20 protein-coding genes are annotated in these 20451 nt (G+C 48.8%); 12 read left to right on the top strand and 8 right to left on the bottom strand.

Going from position 1 to position 20451, the window contains the following annotated elements; all coding sequences use genetic code 11:
* Positions 1 to 98: 98 nt before the first annotated feature.
* On the top strand, positions 99 to 995 hold the full coding sequence (gene purU / locus HP401_RS24610; protein ID WP_015893190.1) for a formyltetrahydrofolate deformylase: 897 nt from the start codon (positions 99 to 101) through the stop codon (positions 993 to 995).
* Between the two features lie 68 nt (positions 996 to 1063).
* On the opposite strand, the gene HP401_RS24605 is transcribed toward purU, so the two are convergent.
* The gene (locus HP401_RS24605) at positions 1064 to 1957 is read right to left on the bottom strand and encodes a LysR family transcriptional regulator (protein WP_173606916.1); all 894 of its coding nucleotides are present in this window, start codon (positions 1955 to 1957) and stop codon (positions 1064 to 1066) included.
* Between the two features lie 125 nt (positions 1958 to 2082).
* Between HP401_RS24605 and HP401_RS24600 the strand changes: the two genes are divergently transcribed.
* Positions 2083 to 3297: an MFS transporter gene (locus HP401_RS24600; RefSeq protein WP_173606915.1), complete on the top strand. Its 1215-nt coding sequence runs from the start codon at positions 2083 to 2085 to the stop codon at positions 3295 to 3297.
* Here HP401_RS24600 and HP401_RS24595 read toward each other — a convergent pair.
* From HP401_RS24595 to HP401_RS24585, 3 genes are all read right to left on the bottom strand, one after another.
* A complete protein-coding gene (locus HP401_RS24595; RefSeq protein ID WP_173606914.1) occupies positions 3275 to 4039 on the bottom strand; it encodes an alpha/beta hydrolase in 765 nt (254 codons plus the stop codon). The two genes, HP401_RS24600 and HP401_RS24595, sit on opposite strands and share 23 nt — an antisense overlap.
* A gap of 99 nt (positions 4040 to 4138) precedes the next feature.
* Positions 4139 to 4795 carry a CoA transferase subunit B gene (locus tag HP401_RS24590; protein WP_015893186.1) on the bottom strand — a complete coding sequence of 219 codons (657 nt, stop codon included), beginning with the start codon at positions 4793 to 4795 and terminating at the stop codon, positions 4139 to 4141.
* 46 nt (positions 4796 to 4841) lie between these two features.
* Positions 4842 to 5534 (bottom strand): CoA transferase subunit A, encoded by a 693-nt coding sequence (locus tag HP401_RS24585; protein WP_015893185.1) that lies wholly within the window; start codon positions 5532 to 5534, stop codon positions 4842 to 4844.
* A gap of 265 nt (positions 5535 to 5799) precedes the next feature.
* Here HP401_RS24585 and HP401_RS24580 point away from each other — a divergent pair, with 265 nt between their 5' ends.
* The 5 genes from HP401_RS24580 (at position 5800) to HP401_RS24560 (ending at position 12621) form a co-directional block, all read left to right on the top strand.
* Positions 5800 to 7047, top strand: a complete 1248-nt coding sequence (locus HP401_RS24580; protein WP_173606913.1) for an efflux RND transporter periplasmic adaptor subunit — start codon at positions 5800 to 5802, stop codon at positions 7045 to 7047.
* Positions 7040 to 10288 carry an efflux RND transporter permease subunit gene (locus tag HP401_RS24575; RefSeq protein WP_173606912.1) on the top strand — a complete coding sequence of 1083 codons (3249 nt, stop codon included), beginning with the start codon at positions 7040 to 7042 and terminating at the stop codon, positions 10286 to 10288. Before HP401_RS24580 ends, HP401_RS24575 begins: the two co-directional genes overlap by 8 nt.
* 108 nt (positions 10289 to 10396) lie before the next feature.
* A complete protein-coding gene (locus tag HP401_RS24570; RefSeq protein WP_087347681.1) occupies positions 10397 to 10900 on the top strand; it encodes a VanZ family protein in 504 nt (167 codons plus the stop codon).
* 61 nt (positions 10901 to 10961) lie between these two features.
* Positions 10962 to 12080 carry an acetate/propionate family kinase gene (locus tag HP401_RS24565; protein WP_015893181.1) on the top strand — a complete coding sequence of 373 codons (1119 nt, stop codon included), beginning with the start codon at positions 10962 to 10964 and terminating at the stop codon, positions 12078 to 12080.
* Positions 12081 to 12207: 127 nt separating this feature from the next.
* Complete coding sequence (locus HP401_RS24560; RefSeq protein WP_015893180.1) at positions 12208 to 12621, top strand: S1 RNA-binding domain-containing protein; 414 nt, start codon at positions 12208 to 12210, stop codon at positions 12619 to 12621.
* A gap of 53 nt (positions 12622 to 12674) precedes the next feature.
* On the opposite strand, the gene HP401_RS24555 is transcribed toward HP401_RS24560, so the two are convergent.
* Entirely contained in the window at positions 12675 to 13061 is a 387-nt protein-coding gene (locus HP401_RS24555) for a rhodanese-like domain-containing protein (protein WP_173606911.1), read from the bottom strand.
* A 119-nt stretch (positions 13062 to 13180) separates the two neighbouring features.
* Between HP401_RS24555 and HP401_RS24550 the strand changes: the two genes are divergently transcribed.
* The gene (locus tag HP401_RS24550) at positions 13181 to 14068 is read left to right on the top strand and encodes a LysR family transcriptional regulator (protein WP_173606910.1); all 888 of its coding nucleotides are present in this window, start codon (positions 13181 to 13183) and stop codon (positions 14066 to 14068) included.
* Between the two features lie 5 nt (positions 14069 to 14073).
* Positions 14074 to 14874 (top strand): alpha/beta hydrolase family protein, encoded by an 801-nt coding sequence (locus HP401_RS24545; RefSeq protein WP_173606922.1) that lies wholly within the window; start codon positions 14074 to 14076, stop codon positions 14872 to 14874.
* On the opposite strand, the gene HP401_RS24540 is transcribed toward HP401_RS24545, so the two are convergent.
* Together HP401_RS24540 and HP401_RS24535 are read right to left on the bottom strand one after the other, a co-directional pair.
* Entirely contained in the window at positions 14871 to 16691 is a 1821-nt protein-coding gene (locus HP401_RS24540) for an ATP-binding protein (RefSeq protein WP_173606909.1), read from the bottom strand. The two genes, HP401_RS24545 and HP401_RS24540, sit on opposite strands and share 4 nt — an antisense overlap.
* Before the next feature lie 5 nt (positions 16692 to 16696).
* Entirely contained in the window at positions 16697 to 17707 is a 1011-nt protein-coding gene (locus tag HP401_RS24535) for a BMP family ABC transporter substrate-binding protein (RefSeq protein WP_173606908.1), read from the bottom strand.
* 174 nt (positions 17708 to 17881) lie between these two features.
* Here HP401_RS24535 and HP401_RS24530 point away from each other — a divergent pair, with 174 nt between their 5' ends.
* On the top strand, positions 17882 to 18073 hold the full coding sequence (locus tag HP401_RS24530) for a hypothetical protein (protein WP_041749638.1): 192 nt from the start codon (positions 17882 to 17884) through the stop codon (positions 18071 to 18073).
* Positions 18074 to 18192: 119 nt separating this feature from the next.
* A complete protein-coding gene (locus tag HP401_RS24525) occupies positions 18193 to 18546 on the top strand; it encodes a response regulator (protein WP_173606907.1) in 354 nt (117 codons plus the stop codon).
* A gap of 66 nt (positions 18547 to 18612) precedes the next feature.
* On the opposite strand, the gene HP401_RS24520 is transcribed toward HP401_RS24525, so the two are convergent.
* Positions 18613 to 19599: an ornithine cyclodeaminase family protein gene (locus HP401_RS24520; RefSeq protein WP_173606906.1), complete on the bottom strand. Its 987-nt coding sequence runs from the start codon at positions 19597 to 19599 to the stop codon at positions 18613 to 18615.
* Between the two features lie 214 nt (positions 19600 to 19813).
* Between HP401_RS24520 and HP401_RS24515 the strand changes: the two genes are divergently transcribed.
* Positions 19814 to 20383, top strand: a complete 570-nt coding sequence (locus tag HP401_RS24515; RefSeq protein WP_173606905.1) for a helix-turn-helix domain-containing protein — start codon at positions 19814 to 19816, stop codon at positions 20381 to 20383.
* Positions 20384 to 20451 lie beyond the last annotated feature (68 nt).

The raw sequence follows: 20451 nt of genomic DNA, 5'->3' as shown, positions 1-20451 counted from the left end.
TAAGTGAACATTTTTCTCTCTATTTGGGTATAGAAATCCCTTCTGGGAATGGTATAATTGCAAACAACTTTTTGCTGTTTTTTGGAGGAGAGTAAACCATGCAATTGTTATCAGAGAGAGAATGGCTCGCGTATCGAGAGAAAAACAAAGATCGTGCACGCATGCTGATTTCTTGCCCGGATCGCGCGGGTATCGTCGCGGCGGTGTCGAACTTCTTGTTCCAACAAGGAGCCAACATCGTTCAATCTGACCAGTACACGACCGATCCGGAAACAGGCCGCTTCTTTATGCGCATTGAATTCGATCTCATCAATCTTGACGAGCGCTGCGAAGAGATCAAGCAAGCATTCAGCCCAGTAGCCGAGAGCTTTGGCATGGAATGGTCGCTGGTCGAAGCGAACAAGCGCAAAAAGGTTGCGTTGTTTGTTTCCAAAGAGGATCACTGTCTTTTGGAGCTCTTGTGGCGCTGGAAGTCCGGGGAGCTGTTCGCGGATATCGCGGTTGTCGTCAGCAACCATCCTGACATGCAGGAGACTGTCGAGTCCTTCGGTATTCCGTATCGTTGCATTCCAGTCACGAAGGATAACAAGCCGCAGGCAGAAGAAGAGCAGATTGCAGCGGCAGAGGGCGTCGATCTGATCGTGCTGGCTCGCTACATGCAGATTTTGTCCCCGCGCTTTTTGGAGGACTACGCGATGCGGATTATCAATATCCACCATTCCTTCCTCCCAGCCTTTGTCGGAGCGAAGCCTTACGAGCAGGCGTATCGTCGCGGCGTAAAGCTGATTGGAGCGACTGCGCATTACGTCACGGAAGAGTTGGACGCAGGACCGATTATCGAGCAAGACGTTCAACGTGTATCGCATCAGGAAGACGTCGAGACACTGAAGCAGCTGGGACGTCAGGTAGAGCGTACGGTGCTGGCACGTGCAGTTCGTTGGCATCTGGAGGATCGGGTGCTGGTGTACGGTAACAAGACGATTGTGTTCCCATAAGCATTGTGCATAAGAAGAGGCCTTCCTTTTGAGGAAAAGCCTCTTCTTTGTTTTGCTTCGCCATATTTTCAAGTCAGTTTCTCACGCTTCACCATCTCCAGAAACTGAGCAACAACAGGCCGCTGGTCTGTCTCATCGTCACGCGTGCAGACATACAAGGGACGCTTGACCTCTACCCCTGGCACAGTTACACGCCCGACCTCCCCACGCTCTACCATATCCCTAACGGCCAGAGCAGGAGCCAGCATCGTCCCATAACCCGCGCGAACGGATTGGATAGATTCGACCAGACCGTGATACTGCATACCGACCTGTGGACGTTTTACACCATGCTCGCGACAGAGGGCAAAAAGCCAATCGCGGGTAGAACTGCCTTGCTCGCGTAGCAAAAAAGGTTCCTCCACGAGCTGCTCCATACGGATCTCTTTTCCTGCAAGCGGATGATAGGCAGGCAAAATAAACCAATAGGGCACATCCGTCAAATGTATCCGCGTAATAGGCAGCTCATCCCACGATTCCTTGATAATAACAGCCACATCGACCTCACAGCTAAGTAGTAGTTCAATGGATTGCATGGAATTACGCGTGCGAATTTCCACATCGACTCCTTCATATTCGCGCTTGTACTGAGCCAGCCACTGTGGCACGAGATAATGGGAGGGGAGATAGGTAGAGGCAATTCTTAGTCGTCCTTTCTTCCCTTGTTTGATTTCTGTCAGCTGTGATTCGATTTCGCGTTCCCAGTCGTAAATGCGGCGTGCTTTTTCAAAAAGAAAGCGCCCCTCATAGGTGAGAGAGATGCCGCGACCATCCGGGATGAGCAAGGTCATGTCCAAATCACTTTCGAGCTTGCGGATTTGGGCACTTACGGCAGGCTGGCTGATCGAGAGGGCGAATGCTGCTTCGGTGACGCTGCCTCGTGACGCTACTTCTACGAAAATGCGGAGAGCATGTAAGTTCATCCTGTACCTCGATTCATAACTTTTGTTTATGAGTGATTGAGAAAGATGTATTAGAAATGATGAGTGATTGCACGTAAGGTATAACTCAGAAAGACGTAAAAACGGGTAGAGAGAAGGATCATGGAATGAGAGAAGTCAGTGGAAAGACACAAGTCGTGGCAGTCGCACTGGTGACAGCATTATGCATGATAGGGGATTCGATGCTGTATGTGGCGCTTCCTCTTTTCTGGAAGGAGGCAGGATTAACATCGCTGTGGGAAGTGGGGGTATTGCTTGCGGTGAACCGTTTCATCCGTGTACCACTCGGCCCTCTTGTTGGAAAATGGTATGAGCGCTCGGGCGGACGCGCGGGTTTGATTGTGGCAGTGGTGCTGGCTTTTCTGACGACACTTTCGTACAGCTTGGAAGGCTTTTGGCTGTGGCTTGTGATGCGATGCTTGTGGGGAGTTGCTTGGACATTTTTAAGATTGGGTGCATTTTCCCTGATCGTGGGTGTTTCCGAAAGGCATAATCGCGGGCAGCTCATGGGCTTGTACAACGGACTGTATCGATTGGGCAGTCTTGGCGGCATGCTGGTCGGAGCGCTGCTGGCTTCTTGGTACGGGCTTTCTGTTGCCTCCATCGCACTTGCGATGCCTTCCTTGTTAGCATTCATTCTTATTTTTCGCTATATACGTCCTTCCTTTACCAGTCAGCATCCGAAAGACGTGAAGCAGATGGATACAGGAAAACGCTTGTGGAGTCAGGCGCAGGTGCTGTTGACGCTGATGACGGGATTGCTCGTCACGATGGTGTACCAGGGGGTGTTTACCTCCACGCTAAGTAGAGTGATCGAAGTACGTGAACCGCTCATCATGATTGGCGGAGTCGTGCTTGGGGCAGCAGTGATTGCGAGTGTGATCCAAGGCATTCGCTGGGGGTGGGAGCCATGGGCTGCCCCATTGGTAGGCAAATTGTCGGACAGGCATGGTCGGACGAATCTATTCATAGGGACGTTGCTTGTTGCTGCCGTTTTGTTTGCCACGTTGCAAGCAACGTCTTCGCTTGTGTTATGGTTTGCAATTTTATTTTGCATCCAGTTGACTGCGACAATTATCACAACCGTGATGGATACTCTTGCGGCAGATGAAGCTGCTAGGCAGGCCAACAGCCAAGGGGTAATGACACAGTATTCAGTTGTAAGCGATCTAGGGGCGGCGCTGGGGCCGCTCCTTGCTTTCTGGCTGGATGAACTCGTAGGTCTTGGTCTGGTGTACATCGGTATAGCGATGATCTTGTTTCTGGTTGGTCTTGTATGGCTGTGGCGACCAAAGCTGATCAAGATGGAAAGCGCTTCTTGATGGTTGTCATGACGTGAGCAATGGCTGCCTCCTTGTCCGGACCATGCAGCAGCATATGGTTCGAATGCTCGTACCAGGTGATTTGCGGGGAGGCAGATTCGTCTACACTGGTTGCGAGTATTTGGGCACTTACGGCGTGTACAGTATCGTCTCGCCTTGCTTGCAGCAGGACGTAAGGGGTCGTAATCTGAGGCAGAAGCGGCTTCGTTTCTGCCAACAGCCTGCGAAATTGCAGCATGCTGCTAATAGGGATTCTGCCGATGCCATGGATGTAGCGTTTGGAGTGGGTAGAGAAATCCTCACGCAAATAGTGCATCGCCTCTTTGACATCCCAATATTTATAAGGAGTGTTGATGGTAATTAGCAGGGCGACGGGGTATTTCGTCGTTAAATGAAAGGCGAGCAGCCCCCCCATGGAAAATCCGATGACCACGATAGTGTCAGCGCGCATGGACAGTCGCTTGTAGCCTTCTTCTGCCGAGCGAAGCCAGTCGTGGCGGGTGCTTTTTGCCATGTGACGACGAGTAGTCCCATGTCCCTCCAAGGTAGGGCATTCCACCTGATAGCCAGCCTCGCGGAGCTTTTTGGCGAGTGGGAATATATCGTTGATGTCTCCGGCAAATCCATGGATGAGTAAGCATCCGACTGTTCCTGACATGGAATCTCTTCCTCTCAGATACTGGGAAATTTGATGAATCATCCATATTATATACGAAAAGGTGAGAAGGAGGCGACCGCGCAAGTGTGCCCACACCAAGCAAAAAAGGAAAGAAAAAGCGACTCCACGCAGCTGCGATGAAGTCGGCTATTTACTAACGGGGTTCTGTCCCTGAAAAAAAGGTTACAGCCCAATTGTTTTCAGTTCTGGAGAGATAAGCAGCGTAGGTTGCGTGCAGGCTTGGATATCTTCCACTGTATAGCCTTCTGCTACTTCGACGAGGACGAGCCCGTCTGGCGTCACGTCCATGACAGCTCTGTCTGTAATGATACGGTTGACAACCTTCTTGCCGGTAAGGGGCAGAGCACATTCATTCAGGATTTTTGTCTCACCATGCTTGTTGACATGATCCATGATGACGACGATTTTTTTCGCGCCGTGGACGAGATCCATGGCACCGCCCATGCCCTTGACCATTTTTCCAGGAATCATCCAGTTTGCGAGATCACCCGCAGCAGAAACCTCCATCGCCCCCAAAATAGCGAGGTCGATATGGCCGCCGCGAATCATCGCAAACGATTCAGCACTGGAGAAGTAGGCCGCACCTGGAATAGCGGTAACGGTTTCTTTTCCGGCGTTGATGAGATCAGGATCGAGGTTTTCCTCCGTCGGGTAAGGGCCAATTCCGAGTAAGCCGTTTTCCGATTGCAGAACGACCGTTTTTCCTTCCGGGATGTAGTTGGCGACGAGCGTGGGCATTCCGATCCCCAAGTTTACGTAAAAGCCATCTTCTATTTCCCCGGCGGCACGAGTGGCGATTTGCTCACGTGTAAGCGACATCTGTGTTTTCCTCCCTTGAATGTAATCCAATTCTCTCTTTTGTTCTCTATGAGCGGACTGTGCGTCGTTCGATGCGTTTCTCGAACGAAGGTGCCTGTATCACCCGTTGCACATAAACACTTGGTGTGTGAATATGCTCAGGGTCTAGTTCCCCTGTCTCTACGATTTCTTCTACTTCGACGATGGTGATTTTTCCGGCTGCTGCCATCATCGGATTAAAGTTTTGTGCTGTTTTGCGGAAGACGAGATTGCCCATCTTGTCAGCCTTCCACGCCTTGATCAGTGCGAAATCCCCCGTGATGCCATACTCAAGCAGGTACTCTTTCCCTGCGAAATCACGCGTTTCCCGGCCTTCAGCGATAGGTGTGCCGACTCCAGCAGGGGTATAGAATGCCGGAATGCCAGCTCCACCTGCACGAATTCTTTCCGCCAGCGTCCCTTGTGGCGTCAACTCGACTTCGAGCTCACCGGACAAAAATTGACGCTCGAATTCCTTATTTTCACCCACATAAGAGGAGACCATTTTTTTGATTTGCTTTTCACGTAAAAGGAGACCGAGTCCCCAATCATCTACCCCACAGTTATTTGAGACAACTGTCAAGTTTTTCACTGCTTTGTCTCGCAGGGCGATAATCAGATTTTCCGGAATTCCTACTAGTCCGAAGCCGCCCACTAATAAAGTGGCACCATCGTGAATATCAGCCACGATGTCCGTGTAAGAAGTGTAAATTTTGGCCATGACGATCACTCCCACCATGAAAAAATAAAGGATTTTTGTAAGCGTTAACAATAAGGGCGATGCAGTGCCCCGTTTTCCTGCCCTTCTATCATACTAGATGCGAGTTACAAACAAGTGACGAGACATTTGGATTATAAAAAATAATGTAAAATGACAGAAAAGTAGTACAACTATACCATTTTTTTCTGTAAAATATATTTTGTCAATATTCGTCGTTTTTTTGGTCAGTATAGGAAGACTTGAGGGGAAATGTGGGGTTGCAGGAATGAAAAATACGAATAAATGGATAAGTCTCACGGTTGTGGTCCTGCTGCTCGTAGGGTGCGAAAAGCTAAATGAGGATGTCTCAAGTCTGAAACGGACGAGAGAAGAAACGGATATCAAGCTGAAAACGGTAAGTGCGTATACCGTGGAGAGTGGCAAGGATGAGCGACTGATAGAAGTAGCAGGTGTAGTGGCACCGCGTCAGGAGCTGGCTTTATCGTTTGGCGCCTCAGGCAAAATCTCAGGCATTCTCGTTGAAAAAGGAGCCATTGTCAAAGCAGGACAGACATTGGCGACATTAGACGGAACGGCCTTGCAGCAAGGAATTCATGCGGCCCAAGGACAGGTAGCAAGTGCTGCGATTAAGCGGGAAAAGGCCGCCAAGGGACCGGAGAGTCATGAGGTGCAAACCAAGAAGCTACAGGTAGAAAAAGCGCGAGAACAGATGCAAAAAGCTCGCGACGAGCTCTCCAAAGCAGAGATTTTGTATGCGAATGGAGCCATCTCGAAGGATGACAAAGACAAGCTGGCCTCTGCACTGCGACAGGCCGAGCTGAGTCTGGAAGAAGAACAAGTGGCGTACAACAACCTGCTGAAGGGCGCCGATCCACTGGATATCGAAGAAGCGAATGCAAGTATCCAGCAGGCCAATGTTCAATTGAGCCGAGCGAAGCAGGAAGCAGCTGATGCGGTGATCAAAGCTCCTTTTACAGGTGTGGTTGCAGCTATCTCCAAGACAGCGTCGGAGCAAGCTGGACCTGGAACAGAGGTCATTCGAATGGTCGATACGAGCTCATGGCTTGTCAAGCTACATATAGAAAGGGAGCAAATCGCCCATTGGCAGGCAGGGAAAGTCGTAAAGGTGAAGGCTCCGGACGGCAGTGAAGCAGAAGGAAAAGTGACGTTTGTTTCACCTGTTATGGATACCAGCTTGGGATCTTATCCCGTCGAGGTGACCGTAGACGGCAAGAAAGTAGCGTGGAAGGGTGGCATGGCTGTTACTTGTCAGTATCCGCTGCCAGCGTCAAACGTTGCGCTCGTTCCTGTTAGCAGCATCGGTGTCTCTGATGAAGAATATTACGTCATGAAAATCAATGAACATTCAGTGGAAAAGACGTTTGTCAAAGTGGGAGCATTGCAAGGAACCTTCTATGAGGTAGTGGAAGGTCTTGAGCCTGGTGACCAGATTGTCGCTGCAGGTTTGTCGTATGTAGTGGATGGTGAGGCGGTGAAGGTGGCGGATGAATAACAAGACATTTTTAGCGACGGTCCCCTCCTTTGCACGCATTCTGGCGGTCATTTGCTGTCTACTTGCGGTAGGAGCTTGGGTTGGGCTGGATATCAAGACTTTTCCGGATCGGTCTGTGCCTGAATATACAATCAGTCTCTCGGCACCCAAGCTCTCTTCTGCGGAAGTAGATGAATCGGTCGCGAGAAAAGTAGAGGAATCAGTACGTTCATTAGGCAGTGTGCTTACGATTGCTACGGAATCTCGGACGGGATCGGCGGTTATCACTGTAAAAACATCAGAACAAATCGGTTCGGATTACAAGGAACGGTTGGATAAGAAGCTGGGAGAGATTACGAAGCAGCTACCCGTGCAGGAGTGGAGCGTCAGTCAAAGCAATTTGGCAGATAACAAAATTGGTTTTTATGTCTTGTACGGCACGGACTTGCAGACCTTGTCTGACGTTGCTCAAAATACGGTCTACGACAAACTGATCAATCTGCCAGGAATCGCTCGCATCGAAATGGACAAGCAAGGCTTGAAGGAGCAGGTAGATATCATTTTCCGACCGTCCATGCTACTCGCCTACGGGCTCACACCTGCTGATATGCTGTCGCAACTGCCAACAGATGTGGTTGGAGAAGAGGTAGGCTCTGTTGGAGTAGATAAGGATCGAACCAGGATTCAATGGACGAGTAAGTCGGAAGGGCTGCAAGATCTGGGTAAGCACTTGATCTCCACCGATAAAGGATACGTGCCATTACATACGTTGGCTGACATTCGTGATCGTCGGGGGAGCAAAGGCGAACAAATTGGGATGTATCGAGGCTCGCCTGCCTTAGGAATCACGGTGTACGCAGCAGATGTCGGGCAATTGCCTGTTATCAGCAAGCAAGTAAAGGAAGCAATTGGTGAGTTGAATCAGGCTTCAGGCGGAAAATACCGCCTCGATTTGTTTCATGACGATGCGCAGACCATCACCGCTGCATTGAGACAGCTTGGAACACTGGCTGCTTTAACCGCTGTCATCTGTTCACTCTTTTTGTACCTGACCCGAAAACAATGGGCAGGGGCTGTACTCGCGCTTTTGGCAAACGTTCTCGCGGTCGGCAGTGTTCTTGGGGGCATGTGGCTTTGGGGAATTCCATTGACGCTCTCTACACTTGGGCCACTTGTGTTGTTTTCGCTATTGTTCACAGGAGCAGGCTCTGCGTTGTTTCATCGGCTTTCAGGGTTGCCCTCGTACTCGTTTGTTCGTTGTTTGCAAGTGGCGTGGGGGTTGATGAAGCCGTTTTTGCTCACGGTTGTGGTAGTGGCAGCCTGTTGGACAGGTGTCGTTTTCACTGATTTCCTCAAGGCAGAAGACAAGGTTGTCTTGTACGATGCCTGGCCTGTACTTTTGCTGGGGACGTTTGCTCTTATTCTTATCTATGGGTTTATCACGCCGGTACTGACAGGAACGTGGCTAGAAGCTTCCGTACGAATAGAGGAGGAAACGCCACGGGCTTCCAATAAAGTGACAAGTTATTTTCAAGATCGCTGGAAACGACTGGTGGAACAGGGGTATTTGCCCTATGGAATCACACTGGTTGCCTCGCTTGTCTTTATCTTTTTGCTCAAGTCGTTTATTCTTGTAGATCCCTACGCAAAGCTTGATTATGGCAACAAGACGCTTTCATTGCCAATGGTGCAGGGAAGCAGCATCGATGAGGCCATGCGGGCAGCACAAATAGCTGAGGAGCGTTTACTCGCCATTGAAGAAGTCCGAGATGTCTACACGATTGCCTCCGAAGAAAACCTGAGCTTTCAACTAAAGCTCGTGGATAAATACGATTGGACGCAATCAGTCTCTGAGCTGGAAAAAGTACTGGACAAAGAGCTGCGAGATATCCCTCAGACAGATCCGTTTGCGCTGGTGATTAATAAAGATAAGGCAACTCGTCTCGTCTTGACGATCATGGGACCATCCTTGCAAACGACGCAGAACATTGCCAATGAAGTATTGGCATTCATGGAAAAGCAGACTGCGAAGGATAAAGAGGGGCGAGAACTTGTAACCGATGAAAGAATCGGGCCAGGTGCAGAGGGGACCTTAATCGACATTCGTCCGAAACAAGAGATGCTGGCACGCTACCGGATTACGCAGGAGGAGATCAAGAGACAGCTGGAGAGCTATTTGGGAGAAAAAACTGCTGGCAGTGTCTATTGGAACGAGCGTCAGGTACCTATCCACGTCCGATTCCCTGACGGGTGGATGGACTATCCGGATCAGGTGAAACATATTTTGATTCGAACATCACAAGGTACGGTGCGATTATCCGAGCTGGTAGATTGGTCGATCGGCAGCGAACCGCCCGTTTATCAACGGGAAGATGGACTGTATGTCTTCAAGGTAAGTAGTGCCGTCTCAGACCCAAGTCGAATTGAGCTGTGGTCTTACATCATTCCTTCTTCCATGCAAGAAAAGGTGGAGATACCCGAAGGCTACACGGTATATAACGACGATGAGCTGAAGAAATTGGAGGAGACAAAGCTCAATAAGGTTGATTGGAGCAGTCGGTTCTTGACGATTGGCAGCCTGGTTGCCCTCGTACTTATCATGAGCTTGCTTTTGCAACGCAGAACACGCGACGGATTATTTGTCCTCGTTCTCTTGCCAATCTTGTCTGGAGGCTTTGCGCTGGGATTGCTGTGGTTGGATCGACCTATGAACGTTATGAGCTTCTACGGTATGATGGCTGCCATTGCCATCATCATTTTGCAGGCACTTCTAACGATGGATGAGCTGTACAAGGCCCAAGCCGAACAGGAGCGAGTTTGGGACAGTATCAAGCTGGGGGCCAAACGCACCATGGCCAATCAAGCGGGGATATATTTCGCGATCGCGTTAGCCAGCCTTCCACTTGCTGGGGGCTTGGGTGAAGGAAATGATTCGTTTGCGTCCTTTGCCAGCGTATTGTTGTTTGGCATTCTAATGGGGGCTTTTGTCACCATGGCACTTCTTCCCAGTATGCAGTATGCAGCTATGCAAAGACAGGCTGCCCATTCTGAAATGTCCTTGCCGATCCTCGCTCGTCATTTGCGGATATGGTGGGAAAACAACCAAGTACGTCGCCGCGATTTCAAAGAAAGAAAACGGGAACAGGCCCGCTCACCCAAAACAGGGCAAGCCGGAGCCTCGAATCAAAATTCCCGGGACTATGTCCCTGTACAAGAGGACTTCCTACCTCTTTCTTCTTCTTCACATGACGCCAACCGCTAAAATAGGTTGGCGTTTTTCATTTTCAATCGTTCACGTAGCTGTAACCAACGTATCAGGTATGCGTCATGGTAAGATAGAAAGAGAATCGAAAGCAGGGGGTAGCAACACGTGCGTCGATATCGAAAAGTATGGGACTACTTGCTTTTGATTGCGATTCTGCTCGGGTTATTTATTTCTTCATCACAGCCATACGCCAAGCAAGACATGCGAGGGACGATAGACAAGCTAGTGGACGAACAGAGCTTACAGAATCGTATAGGCGACATATCCATTCCTTACGGAGGCAAGGATGTGAGCCTGGAAGAAAAGGGAGCGGCTGGTTTTATAGAGTTCTTTTTACGGAAAGGGATACACTTTTCTGTTTTTGCCCTCTTGGCTTTTAGCTGGTATCGCGTGTTTTCGCATCATCTCTCGTTTGGGCAAGCACTGCCCTGGAGCGCTTTTTGCAGTGTGATGACGGCTGCTTTGGATGAATGGCACCAGACGTTTACACCGGATCGAACCGGAATGGTGCAGGATGTTTTGCTCGATGCAGCTGGATCTGTCACGATGTTGTTGATAATTGCTCTCAATTACCTGTATTCACGAAGAGCACATCGTTATAAAATGTAGGAAGCCTATCCATCCTATGGGAGAGAAGGCTGTGATGAACGATTGGAGAGTGGATTAGATCGTGGGAGAAAAAAAGAATGTCCTTGTGCTGAACTGCGGAAGTTCTTCGGTGAAGTACAAGCTTTATGAAATGCCTTCCAAGACATTGATTGCGCATGATTATTTGGAACAAATCCAGCGTGACCAATATGAAGATACGATTCGGGGAGTGTTTGAATCCCTCAAACAATATTCGATAGATATCGTTTCCCATCGTGTTGTCCACGGCGGAGAAGCATTTAAGCAGTCCGTTATTATCAATGACCAAGTAAAAGAAGAAATTCGTAACCTGTCCCGTTTCGCCCCGCTTCATAACCCCATTAACCTAACAGGGATTGAAGTTGCTCAAGGCCTGTTTCCTGATTTGATTCACGTAGCTGTTTTTGACACAGCATTTCACCAAACCATGCCACCATCCTCGTATTTGTACGCACTGCCTTATGAATACTACGAACAATACGGCATTCGCAAATACGGTTTCCATGGAACGTCTCACCGCTATGTAATGGGCCGTGCAGCAGAAATGATGGGGCGCCAGAAGGAGCAGCTTCGTCTGATCAGCTGCCACATTGGAAGCGGGGTAAGTATTACGGCGATCCGGAATGGTGAATCTTATGATACGTCGATGGGTATGACACCATTGGCAGGTTTGTCCATGGGTACGCGCAGTGGAAACATTGACCCAGGTATCATCCCGTATATTGAGGAAATTGAAAGGACCGACACGGCTGGTGCTATCAAGATTCTGAATAACAAGAGCGGTCTCATGGGCGTATCGGGTGTATCCAATGATTTGCGCGACGTTATGAAAAAAGCAGAAGAGGGGCATCTCCGCAGTAAACTTGCTTTGGAATTATTTACTACTATTCTACATAAGCATGTGGGACTGTACCTTGCTCGCTTGAATGGAGTCGACGGCATTATCTTTACAGCAGGGGTTGGAGAAAATAGTGCTGCCGTGCGTGATTTGGTGTGCTCTGGTTTGGAATTCGCCGGGGTAAACCTGGATCGTGAGGCAAACCGCAGCAGCAAAGGTGAGGCATTCATCAGCACGAAATACTCCCCGGTAAAAGTCATGGTCATCCCGACAAATGAAGAACTTGTCATGGCAATGGATGCATTTGAACTGGGCAATAACTAGGTTGGAGTATGTCCCTAGAAAGAATAGGCTTTTCAGTATTGGAATTTCTCTGCTATACTAAGAGAATGAGGCTTCTGGTTTGAGGTTCTCACCATTTTTCTGAAAAAATAAAAGGAGTGCAAACTGGATGGCAGTACAAGTGGGAAGCATCATCGAAGGAAAAGTGACAGCGATTAAACCGTTTGGGATGTTTGTAGCAGTCAGCGAAACGGAGCAGGGGCTGGTCCACATTTCCCAAGTAGCAAACGGTTTTGTTAAGGATATCAATGATCACTTTACCGTGGGGGCACCAGTAAAGGTAAAAGTACTCTCCATTGATGATGCAGGTAAAATCTCGCTTTCGGTTCGCGCAGCACTCCCAGCGCCTGAGCGTCCGGAACGTGAAGAACGCCGTGGCGGTGGATATCGTGGAGGCGACCGCGGAGGGAATGCAAAACGAGATAGCGGAGCTTCTTTCGAAGACAAGATGAAAAAATGGATGAAGCACAGCGAAGAGAACCTTGCGACAATCAATAAAAAGAACGCAAAACGCGGCTACTAAGCCTTGCGATAACTAAGAAGGACGGGATCAGCTCCCGTCCTTTTTTGCGTTTCCTATTCGATAGGGTTCCCCTCTTTTTCCCAGTATTCCATCCCGCCGAGCATCTCTTTTACCCGAAAGCCGAGAGCGGCCAGTTTCGCACAAGCCTTTGCAGCACCATTGCAGTTGGGACCCCAGCAATAGACAACCAGGAGCTTGGTCGGGTCCAGAGCAGCCGTCGTGTCAGTGGAAATAAGCGAATGGGGGAGATTCATAGCACCGGGAACGTGACCATCCCGAAACGCTTTCTCGCTGCGAGCATCCAGGATGTAGAAGTTTTCCACACGGTTTTGAATGTCACTCCATACATCAGAGACATCTGTCTCAAGAGAAAGCTTGTCGAGAAAATGAGTGCAGGCTACTTCAGGTGACGCGGCGGGTGTTTGCAAAACAAGGGACATATCAAAATCCTCCTCGTTACATGTGATGGTGATGCACACAGCATAGCATTGAACCAATCATCACAGTTATCTATACTATTTAATGAGGATCATTACTAATTTCTATGGGAGGAAGCGGGATGGAGCTGGTCTATTTACATACTTTTCGCGAGGTAGCCCGGTATGGAAGCTTTACACGGGCAGCAGAAGAACTGGGCTATGCTCAACCGACGGTAACGGCACAAATGCAAAAGCTGGAGCAGTCGTATGGAGCCCCGCTATTTGAAAGATATGGACGCAAGCTTCGACTGACCCAAGCAGGTGAAGCCTTGCTGCCGTACGCACGGGAATTGATTCGTCTGTATGGGGAATCTAAAGAAGTGATCAAGCAACAGACGACAGGTCCCATTGCCATTGGAACGATCGATACACTGGCGGCGTTCTTTCTGCCACCGTATTTGCAGGCTTTTTGCCAGCAATATCCTCAGGTTGATTTAGTATTGCGGACGGCTGGAGAAGCAGAAATCGTGCAACAGATCAGGGATGGTTATCTCGATTTTGGGATCATTTTCGATCGCCCTTGTTCAGACCCTGAGTTAGTCACCCACGTCATTCGCGAGGAAGAATTGGTGGTCGTCATGCCACCCACCCATCGATTCACAACAGCAACTGTACTCACGGTCCATGATTTGGGCGGGGAGCCGCTTGTATTGACCGAAGAAGGCTGTACGTATCGGGGCATGCTGCTGGAGGCTTTTGGTGAGGCTGGGATGACCCAACGAATCGCCTGCCAATTCAGCAATCCGGAAGCGATCAAGCAGTGTGTACGCTGTGGCTTGGGTGTGGCATTGCTGCCAGTAATGGCGGTCCAGAGAGAGCTCGCAGAAGGGGTACTCACAGCTATCCCATTTCAGTCGGATAAGCCGCCGTTTTCCATTCAGCTTGTTTATCATAAAAAGAAATGGCTATCACCTTCGATGGTGACGCTTGTGGATACGATTACGAGATCACAGAGAGAGGAATCGTGAGCAGGATGCAGCTAGATACTTCACCATTTGTCGCATGTACACCTGAGGAGACAGTCTATCCGGGAGTGCGGCTCTACACCGTCAGCTACTACAGTCAAGACTTGCTGGTAAAAGCTGCATTGGCTGTGCCGGAGGTGTATTTTCAGGAGGGAGCATGTCTGCCGGCTCTCCTGTATTGTCGAGGTGGGATTAAAGGAGTGGGACGCGTCAGACCCGAGAGAATTAGTCAGATGGCTGCTTTTGGCTACGTGATCCTCGCTCCTCATTACCGTGGCAACGAAGGCGGAGAGGGCCGGGATGAATTCGGTGGGGCAGACAGGCATGATGTGTTTGCCGCATTTGAATTGCTCCGTAGACTGGAGAGGGTAGACAAGGAGCGAATCAGCGTCTACGGCTTTTCACGCGGTGGTATCATGGCTTTGTTTGCCGCAATAGAGTGCAAGGGCGTGCTGTCTTGCGTCGTATGGAGTGGCGTCAGCGACATGTTTTTGACCTATGAGGAGCGGGTTGATCTGAGAAGGATGCTGCGCAGAATCATCGGTCATCCACGTAAGCAGGAGGATGCTTACCGCGATCGGACACCTTTGTACCGGATGGACGAGATTTCTTGTCCTGTGCTAATCATACATGGAACGGAAGATGAGAATGTGGGAGTGGAGCATGCTCATAAATTGGCAGATGCGCTGACGCTGGCAGGCAAACCGTATGAGAAATGGCTGGCGCAAGGGGCCAGCCATCTGTTTGTCGGGGAAGATATGGAGATGTACACGCGCAAGATGTTCGCTTGGCTGGATGCGCAAGTCTAATCTTCTTTTGGTGTAAGCGGCAGCGTAATGATGATTTCCGTTCCTTTCCCCAGCTTGCTGTTCACGTGCAGCTCCCCACCGTGGTTTTCAACCATTCGCCGCGAAATTGGCAGCCCCAGTCCAGTCCCATCCTCTTTTAAGGAGAAGAACGGATCGAATATACGCACCAGATATTCTTGGGGAATGCCTTCTCCCGTGTCTCTGACATGAATATGGACAGCTTGATCATCCAGGCGGCTTTCGATGGAGAGAACGCCGCCATCTTTCATGGCTTCAATGCTGTTTTTCATTAAATTTAACAGGATTTGCTTTAATTGCTCGACATCGACGTGAATGCGAATGCTCGGATCACAGCGGTCTACGATTTCAATCCCATGCAGCATAGCCTCGGCATTCATCAAGGGAAGAATCGAATGAATGACACCGGTTAGCGCAACCTCGCGATAATCGGGCTTGGATGGTTTGGAGAGCATCAACAACTCCGTCACGATGCGGTTGACCCGTTCAATTTCCTGCAAGATTAAGGGCAAATAGTACAAATCGCGCTCTTGATCAGATAAACGCTGTTCTAATAGCTGAATAAAGCCGTAGATGACTGTTAGCGGATTGCGAATTTCATGAGCGGCTCCCGCTGCTAGCTGACCGACCATGGCCAGCTTCTCAGATTGATTCAAGTACTCTTGAATTTGTTCCTGCTCCGTAATGTCCAAGAAGGCGACCATCCACCCGGTTTCCTGATCGTGGTGATGATTGTGTAAAGGGATGTAGGAGACCAGAGCAATGAATGGTGTATCGTCTTTTTTGTACAAGGTCATTTTGCGATTGACGAACCAGGGAGTCGGCTCATTGCTTGTGGGTGCTTCAAAGGAATCCTTAGACACCGGGTAGCCAAGATCGTCGAGCTTGACTAAATGCTGCGCCAACTGGTTTACATGAAGACCGACTGGCGCATGGGAGCGTGTAATAATCCCAACAGGCAGGGAGTTTAAGATTTGCTCCCGGATGTTTTTTTCTTCGGTCAAAATTTGCCGTTGCCGTTCATCTTGCGCGAATAGATTGGCGATACTACTCGACATTTTATTGAACTCCTGCGCCAACTCAAGGAATTCATCTTGATGGGTATAGACGATTTGCTGACCGAATGTTCCTTTCGATACTTCACGGGCTTGTTGCATGAGAGACTGAATCGGGCGCAACAGCTCATTGCGGAAGTAAAACGTACAGAATAGCCCAAACAAGATAGAGGCTACGGAAACCGTATAGGTCAGAATCAACGAAACTTTGATGCTCTCATTCGAATCCTGAAACTCTTTATTCGTCTGATACTCCAGCTGATTGAGTGAAAAAGACAGATCCCGTTCAAACCGATCGAGCAATGGCTGTACTTCATTGGTAAGGACATAGCTGACGGCAGGAACATTCCCCGCTTGCAGCAACGGATTGATTTTGTTCAGAAAAATAAAATCCAGTTTTGATATCGATTCAATAATGGTAAACAAGCCACTGTTGGCTTCGGTTTTGGGAAGCGAGGAAAAGCGCGCCGTATCGATTAGATTTGTATAGTACTGATCCAGGTAAGACTCGTCGCGTGTCAATGTATACATGTTCAAGGCGTATGTCTTGGTGTATATCTGGTTTTTGACTTCCAATAAGGCACTCGTTTGCGGTAAGAGGTTTTGCGTTAAATACACTTCATCAGAGGTGACTTTGGTCATTTGATAACTGAAAAGAGTCGTTACGCAACCGATGAGAAGCATCATTACGAGATAGCTGAGCATGATTTTTTTCTGAAATCCGAGATTGCTGAAAAGGGGCATGCTGATTAACCTCCATACGAGCCACGGGAAGGAATGAGATTTTGCAGTTCCCGTTCTAAATCTTTACGTACATTTTCTGGCACCATGTGTCCGAATTGACTGAGATGGTTGACCCCTTCTGCAAGTCCGTACATGACTTTTCCATTAGGGAGATCCCCTTGAATAAACTGTTCCATGATGATGCGGTAGCACTGACGAACATCCTGCATCATGGAGGCCAGCACGTATTCTGGAGCGATGTAGCTTTGATCGGCAATATATCCGATGGTAAATACTCCTGCGCGCTGCGCTTCTGTAATCACTTCGAGATTGAAGCTGTCGCCTGTGGTGTAGATAACATCCACGCCTTGCGAAATCATGTTGCGAGTCGTGCGAATGGCCCCCGTACTATCATTGAAATCAGGTACCTTTCCAATAACGATAGTAGTGTTGGGTGATGCCTTTTTCACTCCTTCGATAAAGCCTTCTACTTGCGTTAACTCAGTGGGCTTGTCCACCATGATGTATCCGACTTTATCCGATTTCGTCATTTTGGCGGCAAGGATACCGACGAGCTTGCCGGCAGGCTTCATATCGTAACGAATCGTCGTCTGATTCGGATGTGGAGCCTCTCCGTTAAAGGAAACAAAGTGTGATTTCGGATAGCGAAGCGCTACGTCTGTAAAAGGATCAGAGAAGATGAGGCCATGACCGAGTATGAGATCATAGTCGCTGGCTGCATATTTCTCAGCCACCTTTCTGATCTGCTCCGGTTTTATATTATTGGCGATTTCGAGTGAAAAGTTAAATCTTTTTTGCAGTTCTGTCATACTCTCCAGTGCACTGCTGTTCCAGCCCTGATCATATGTGGGGCCCTCCAGCAATAGGGCGACACGCACTTTGTCAGAAGAATGGCTGCTTTTATTTATGACTTTATCGAGATGCTTCATACTTGTAACGAATTGACTGGTAATGAGCAGAAGCAGCCCGACTACCAAACCGGTAAATAAGACGGGAAATGGCAGCAGCTTTGGCATGCGGGATTCCTCCATAGAAAAAAAAGCATAATCCACTTAAAAATATAGATACACGTCATGCCTATTATATCGGTTCTCGGAGGGTTGTGCATGGAAAAAAGGGATACGGACAGCCTAAGCATATGGAGAACATATCCCCCTGCCAAGAGGGAACAGAAGGGAGGTGTACACGCGATGGAAAACGATATGGTGGAAATCCCCCAGATTCATATTCCTGATGAGGTTACACAGGTCGATCGACCGGAGATTGGAGAGACCACTCCACACCCGAAACCAGAAAGCCCTCTGGCGTCGAGCGGAACAGCCGAACTCGCCAGCGAGAGCGTTTCGAATGAGAGCAGTGAGCGAATCGGTTTTATTTCATAAAGCCGATCGGATTCCGCTCCATTCGACAAAAGAAGTCATTTTCTCTCGTGGACAAGGCTTGCGATTTCTGCAAAAGTAGGAGGTAGAATAGCAAGCGAGATGCGAGGGGATAAGATTGCATGGCCCGATTGCTGATAGTAGATGACGCAGCCTTCACGAGAAGGGTGCTGACGGATATGTTAGGCGAGCAACATGAAGTTTGTGGAGAAGCGAGCAATGGTTTGGAGGCAATTGAAAAGTACAAGGAGCTCAGGCCAGATATTGTCACCATGGATATTACTATGCCGCACATGCACGGGATTGAAGCCATGCGTCACATTTTGGATTTTGACCGTGATGCCAAAATTTTGATCTGCTCGGCAGTCGGGCACCGGCAGAAGGTGCTGGAAGCGATGAGGACAGGAGCGAGTGATTTCGTCGTAAAGCCTTTTCAAAAAGAGCAGATTCTCGATGCAATCGCACGACTTTTGTAAACAGGAAAAAGCAAACAGCCGCCAAATCCCGGTTGGGAAGGCGGCTGTTTTTCTATCAGAGAAGATTTACAAGATGATTTCTGTTCCAATGCCATTTGCTTTCGCCCGTTCATAGACCGTTTTGGCTACGGCTGTGTCCATGTAGGCAATACCCACTGATTTGTACAGCGTGATTTCTTCCTCGTTTTCTCGGCCGGGCTTTTTCCCAATCAGAATGTCTCCTAGCTCAGCGTGCATTTGCTCAAAGCTCCATTCCCCGCGTTCGATCGGAATGAGCAGATCGCCTGCTTCGTGCCGGGCTCCCTCCAGTGTATCGACCACGACTTTGCTGTTTTGTACGGTAGTCAAATCAACCTCCTGCATATGAGGAAGAAAAGCACCGATGGCATTGATATGCGTACCAGGACGCAAGCGTGCTCCATCAAACAACGGGCTGGTAGCCTTGGTACTGCAAATCACGATTTCGGCATTCGCAACCGCTTCATTGGCATCATCCAAAACCGTGATTTCGCCTTGCCACTCCGGATAAAGGGAGAGTAGTGTTTGTTTCATTTCGTCCGCTTTCTGACGTGTGCGGTTATAGAGATAAATGTTTGTCAGCGGACGGACCTCCATGACGGCTTGAATCTGTCCGATGGATTGTGCTCCGCATCCCAATACAGCACAGTTTTGCGCAGTTTCTTTTGCCAAGTATTTGGTTGCAACGCCACTGCTTGCACCTGTGCGCATAATCGTCAATAGGCTCGCGTCCATCATCGCCACATGCTGTCCCGTTTTTGCTTCGGTCAACACGATGACACTTTGGAGTGCTTTGATATCGTGTTTGTGATTCTCCGGGAAAATACTGATGATTTTTACCGCTACATAATCGTCCGTTTCCAAATAGGACGGCATGTATAGACTGGTTGCTCCGTATTTCGGATGGTCAATGGCAGTACGAACAGGGGTGGTGACATTTCCCAGCATATGCTCACGGAAGACGTGTTCCACATCTTCCAAGCAATCTTTCATCGTGTAGATTTGTTCAATGTTTTCACGGCTTAATACGAGCATGACATTCATCCTTTCATCAGGATCCTTTGTCAGTAGATATTGAAGTGCCACTTCAATTTGTGAAAATAAAACAATCACAAATTCAAATAATAATAAAGATTATAAAATGCAAGACAATTTCCAGCAATAGTAAAAATTGATACTTATGCTAACTTTACAACTTTTTTCGGGAAAGAGTATGATAGACCTATCCTTTTTACGGCGAGGTATGCAAATGGAACCCACCATTGGTGTATTAATCAAATCGCTTCGTGTCGGCAAAAAGAAGACACTCAAACAAATTGCGAAAAAAACACAGCTGTCGATCAGCTTTTTGTCCCAAGTAGAGCGTGGGAAGTCTTCCATTACGCTGGAGTCATTGAAAAAAATTTCGGAAGCCTTGGGAGTGAGCCCAGGCTATTTCTTTTCGGGCGAGTCGAGTGGAGGGAATGAGCAGGTACGCAGGGCGAGCAAGGAGCGATCTGGGCTTCTGCATGCGCCTTTTGTGTATGAGGACCTGTCCAGTGATTTGGAGAATCCGACGTTGGTACCGATTCTCGTCACGCTATCCCCGCATGGAGAAAAAGGCACGCCTTTTGTTCATCAGGGGCAAGAGTTTATTTATGTCCTGGATGGTGTGCTGACACTTTTACTGGAGGAAGAGGAGCATGATTTGTTCCCTGGCGACAGCATTCACATGGATTCATCCGTGCCACACAACTGGGTGAACCGTACAGGCGAGGTTACCAGATTCCTTTGTGTCAATTCGCATGACAGCGACAGGATTCCAACCGCTCCTCATTAATGGAGCGAGAGCGTTTAGCGAAGTCATGTTTTTTACTATAATAGAGGAACACGTAGAAAAGAGCGGTA

Source organism: Brevibacillus sp. HB2.2 (assembly GCF_013284275.1).
In the GTDB taxonomy this organism is placed as follows: domain Bacteria; phylum Bacillota; class Bacilli; order Brevibacillales; family Brevibacillaceae; genus Brevibacillus; species Brevibacillus brevis_D.
The sequence above is the reverse complement of the archived record's forward strand: the minus strand, read 5'-3'. Positions and strand labels throughout refer to the sequence as shown.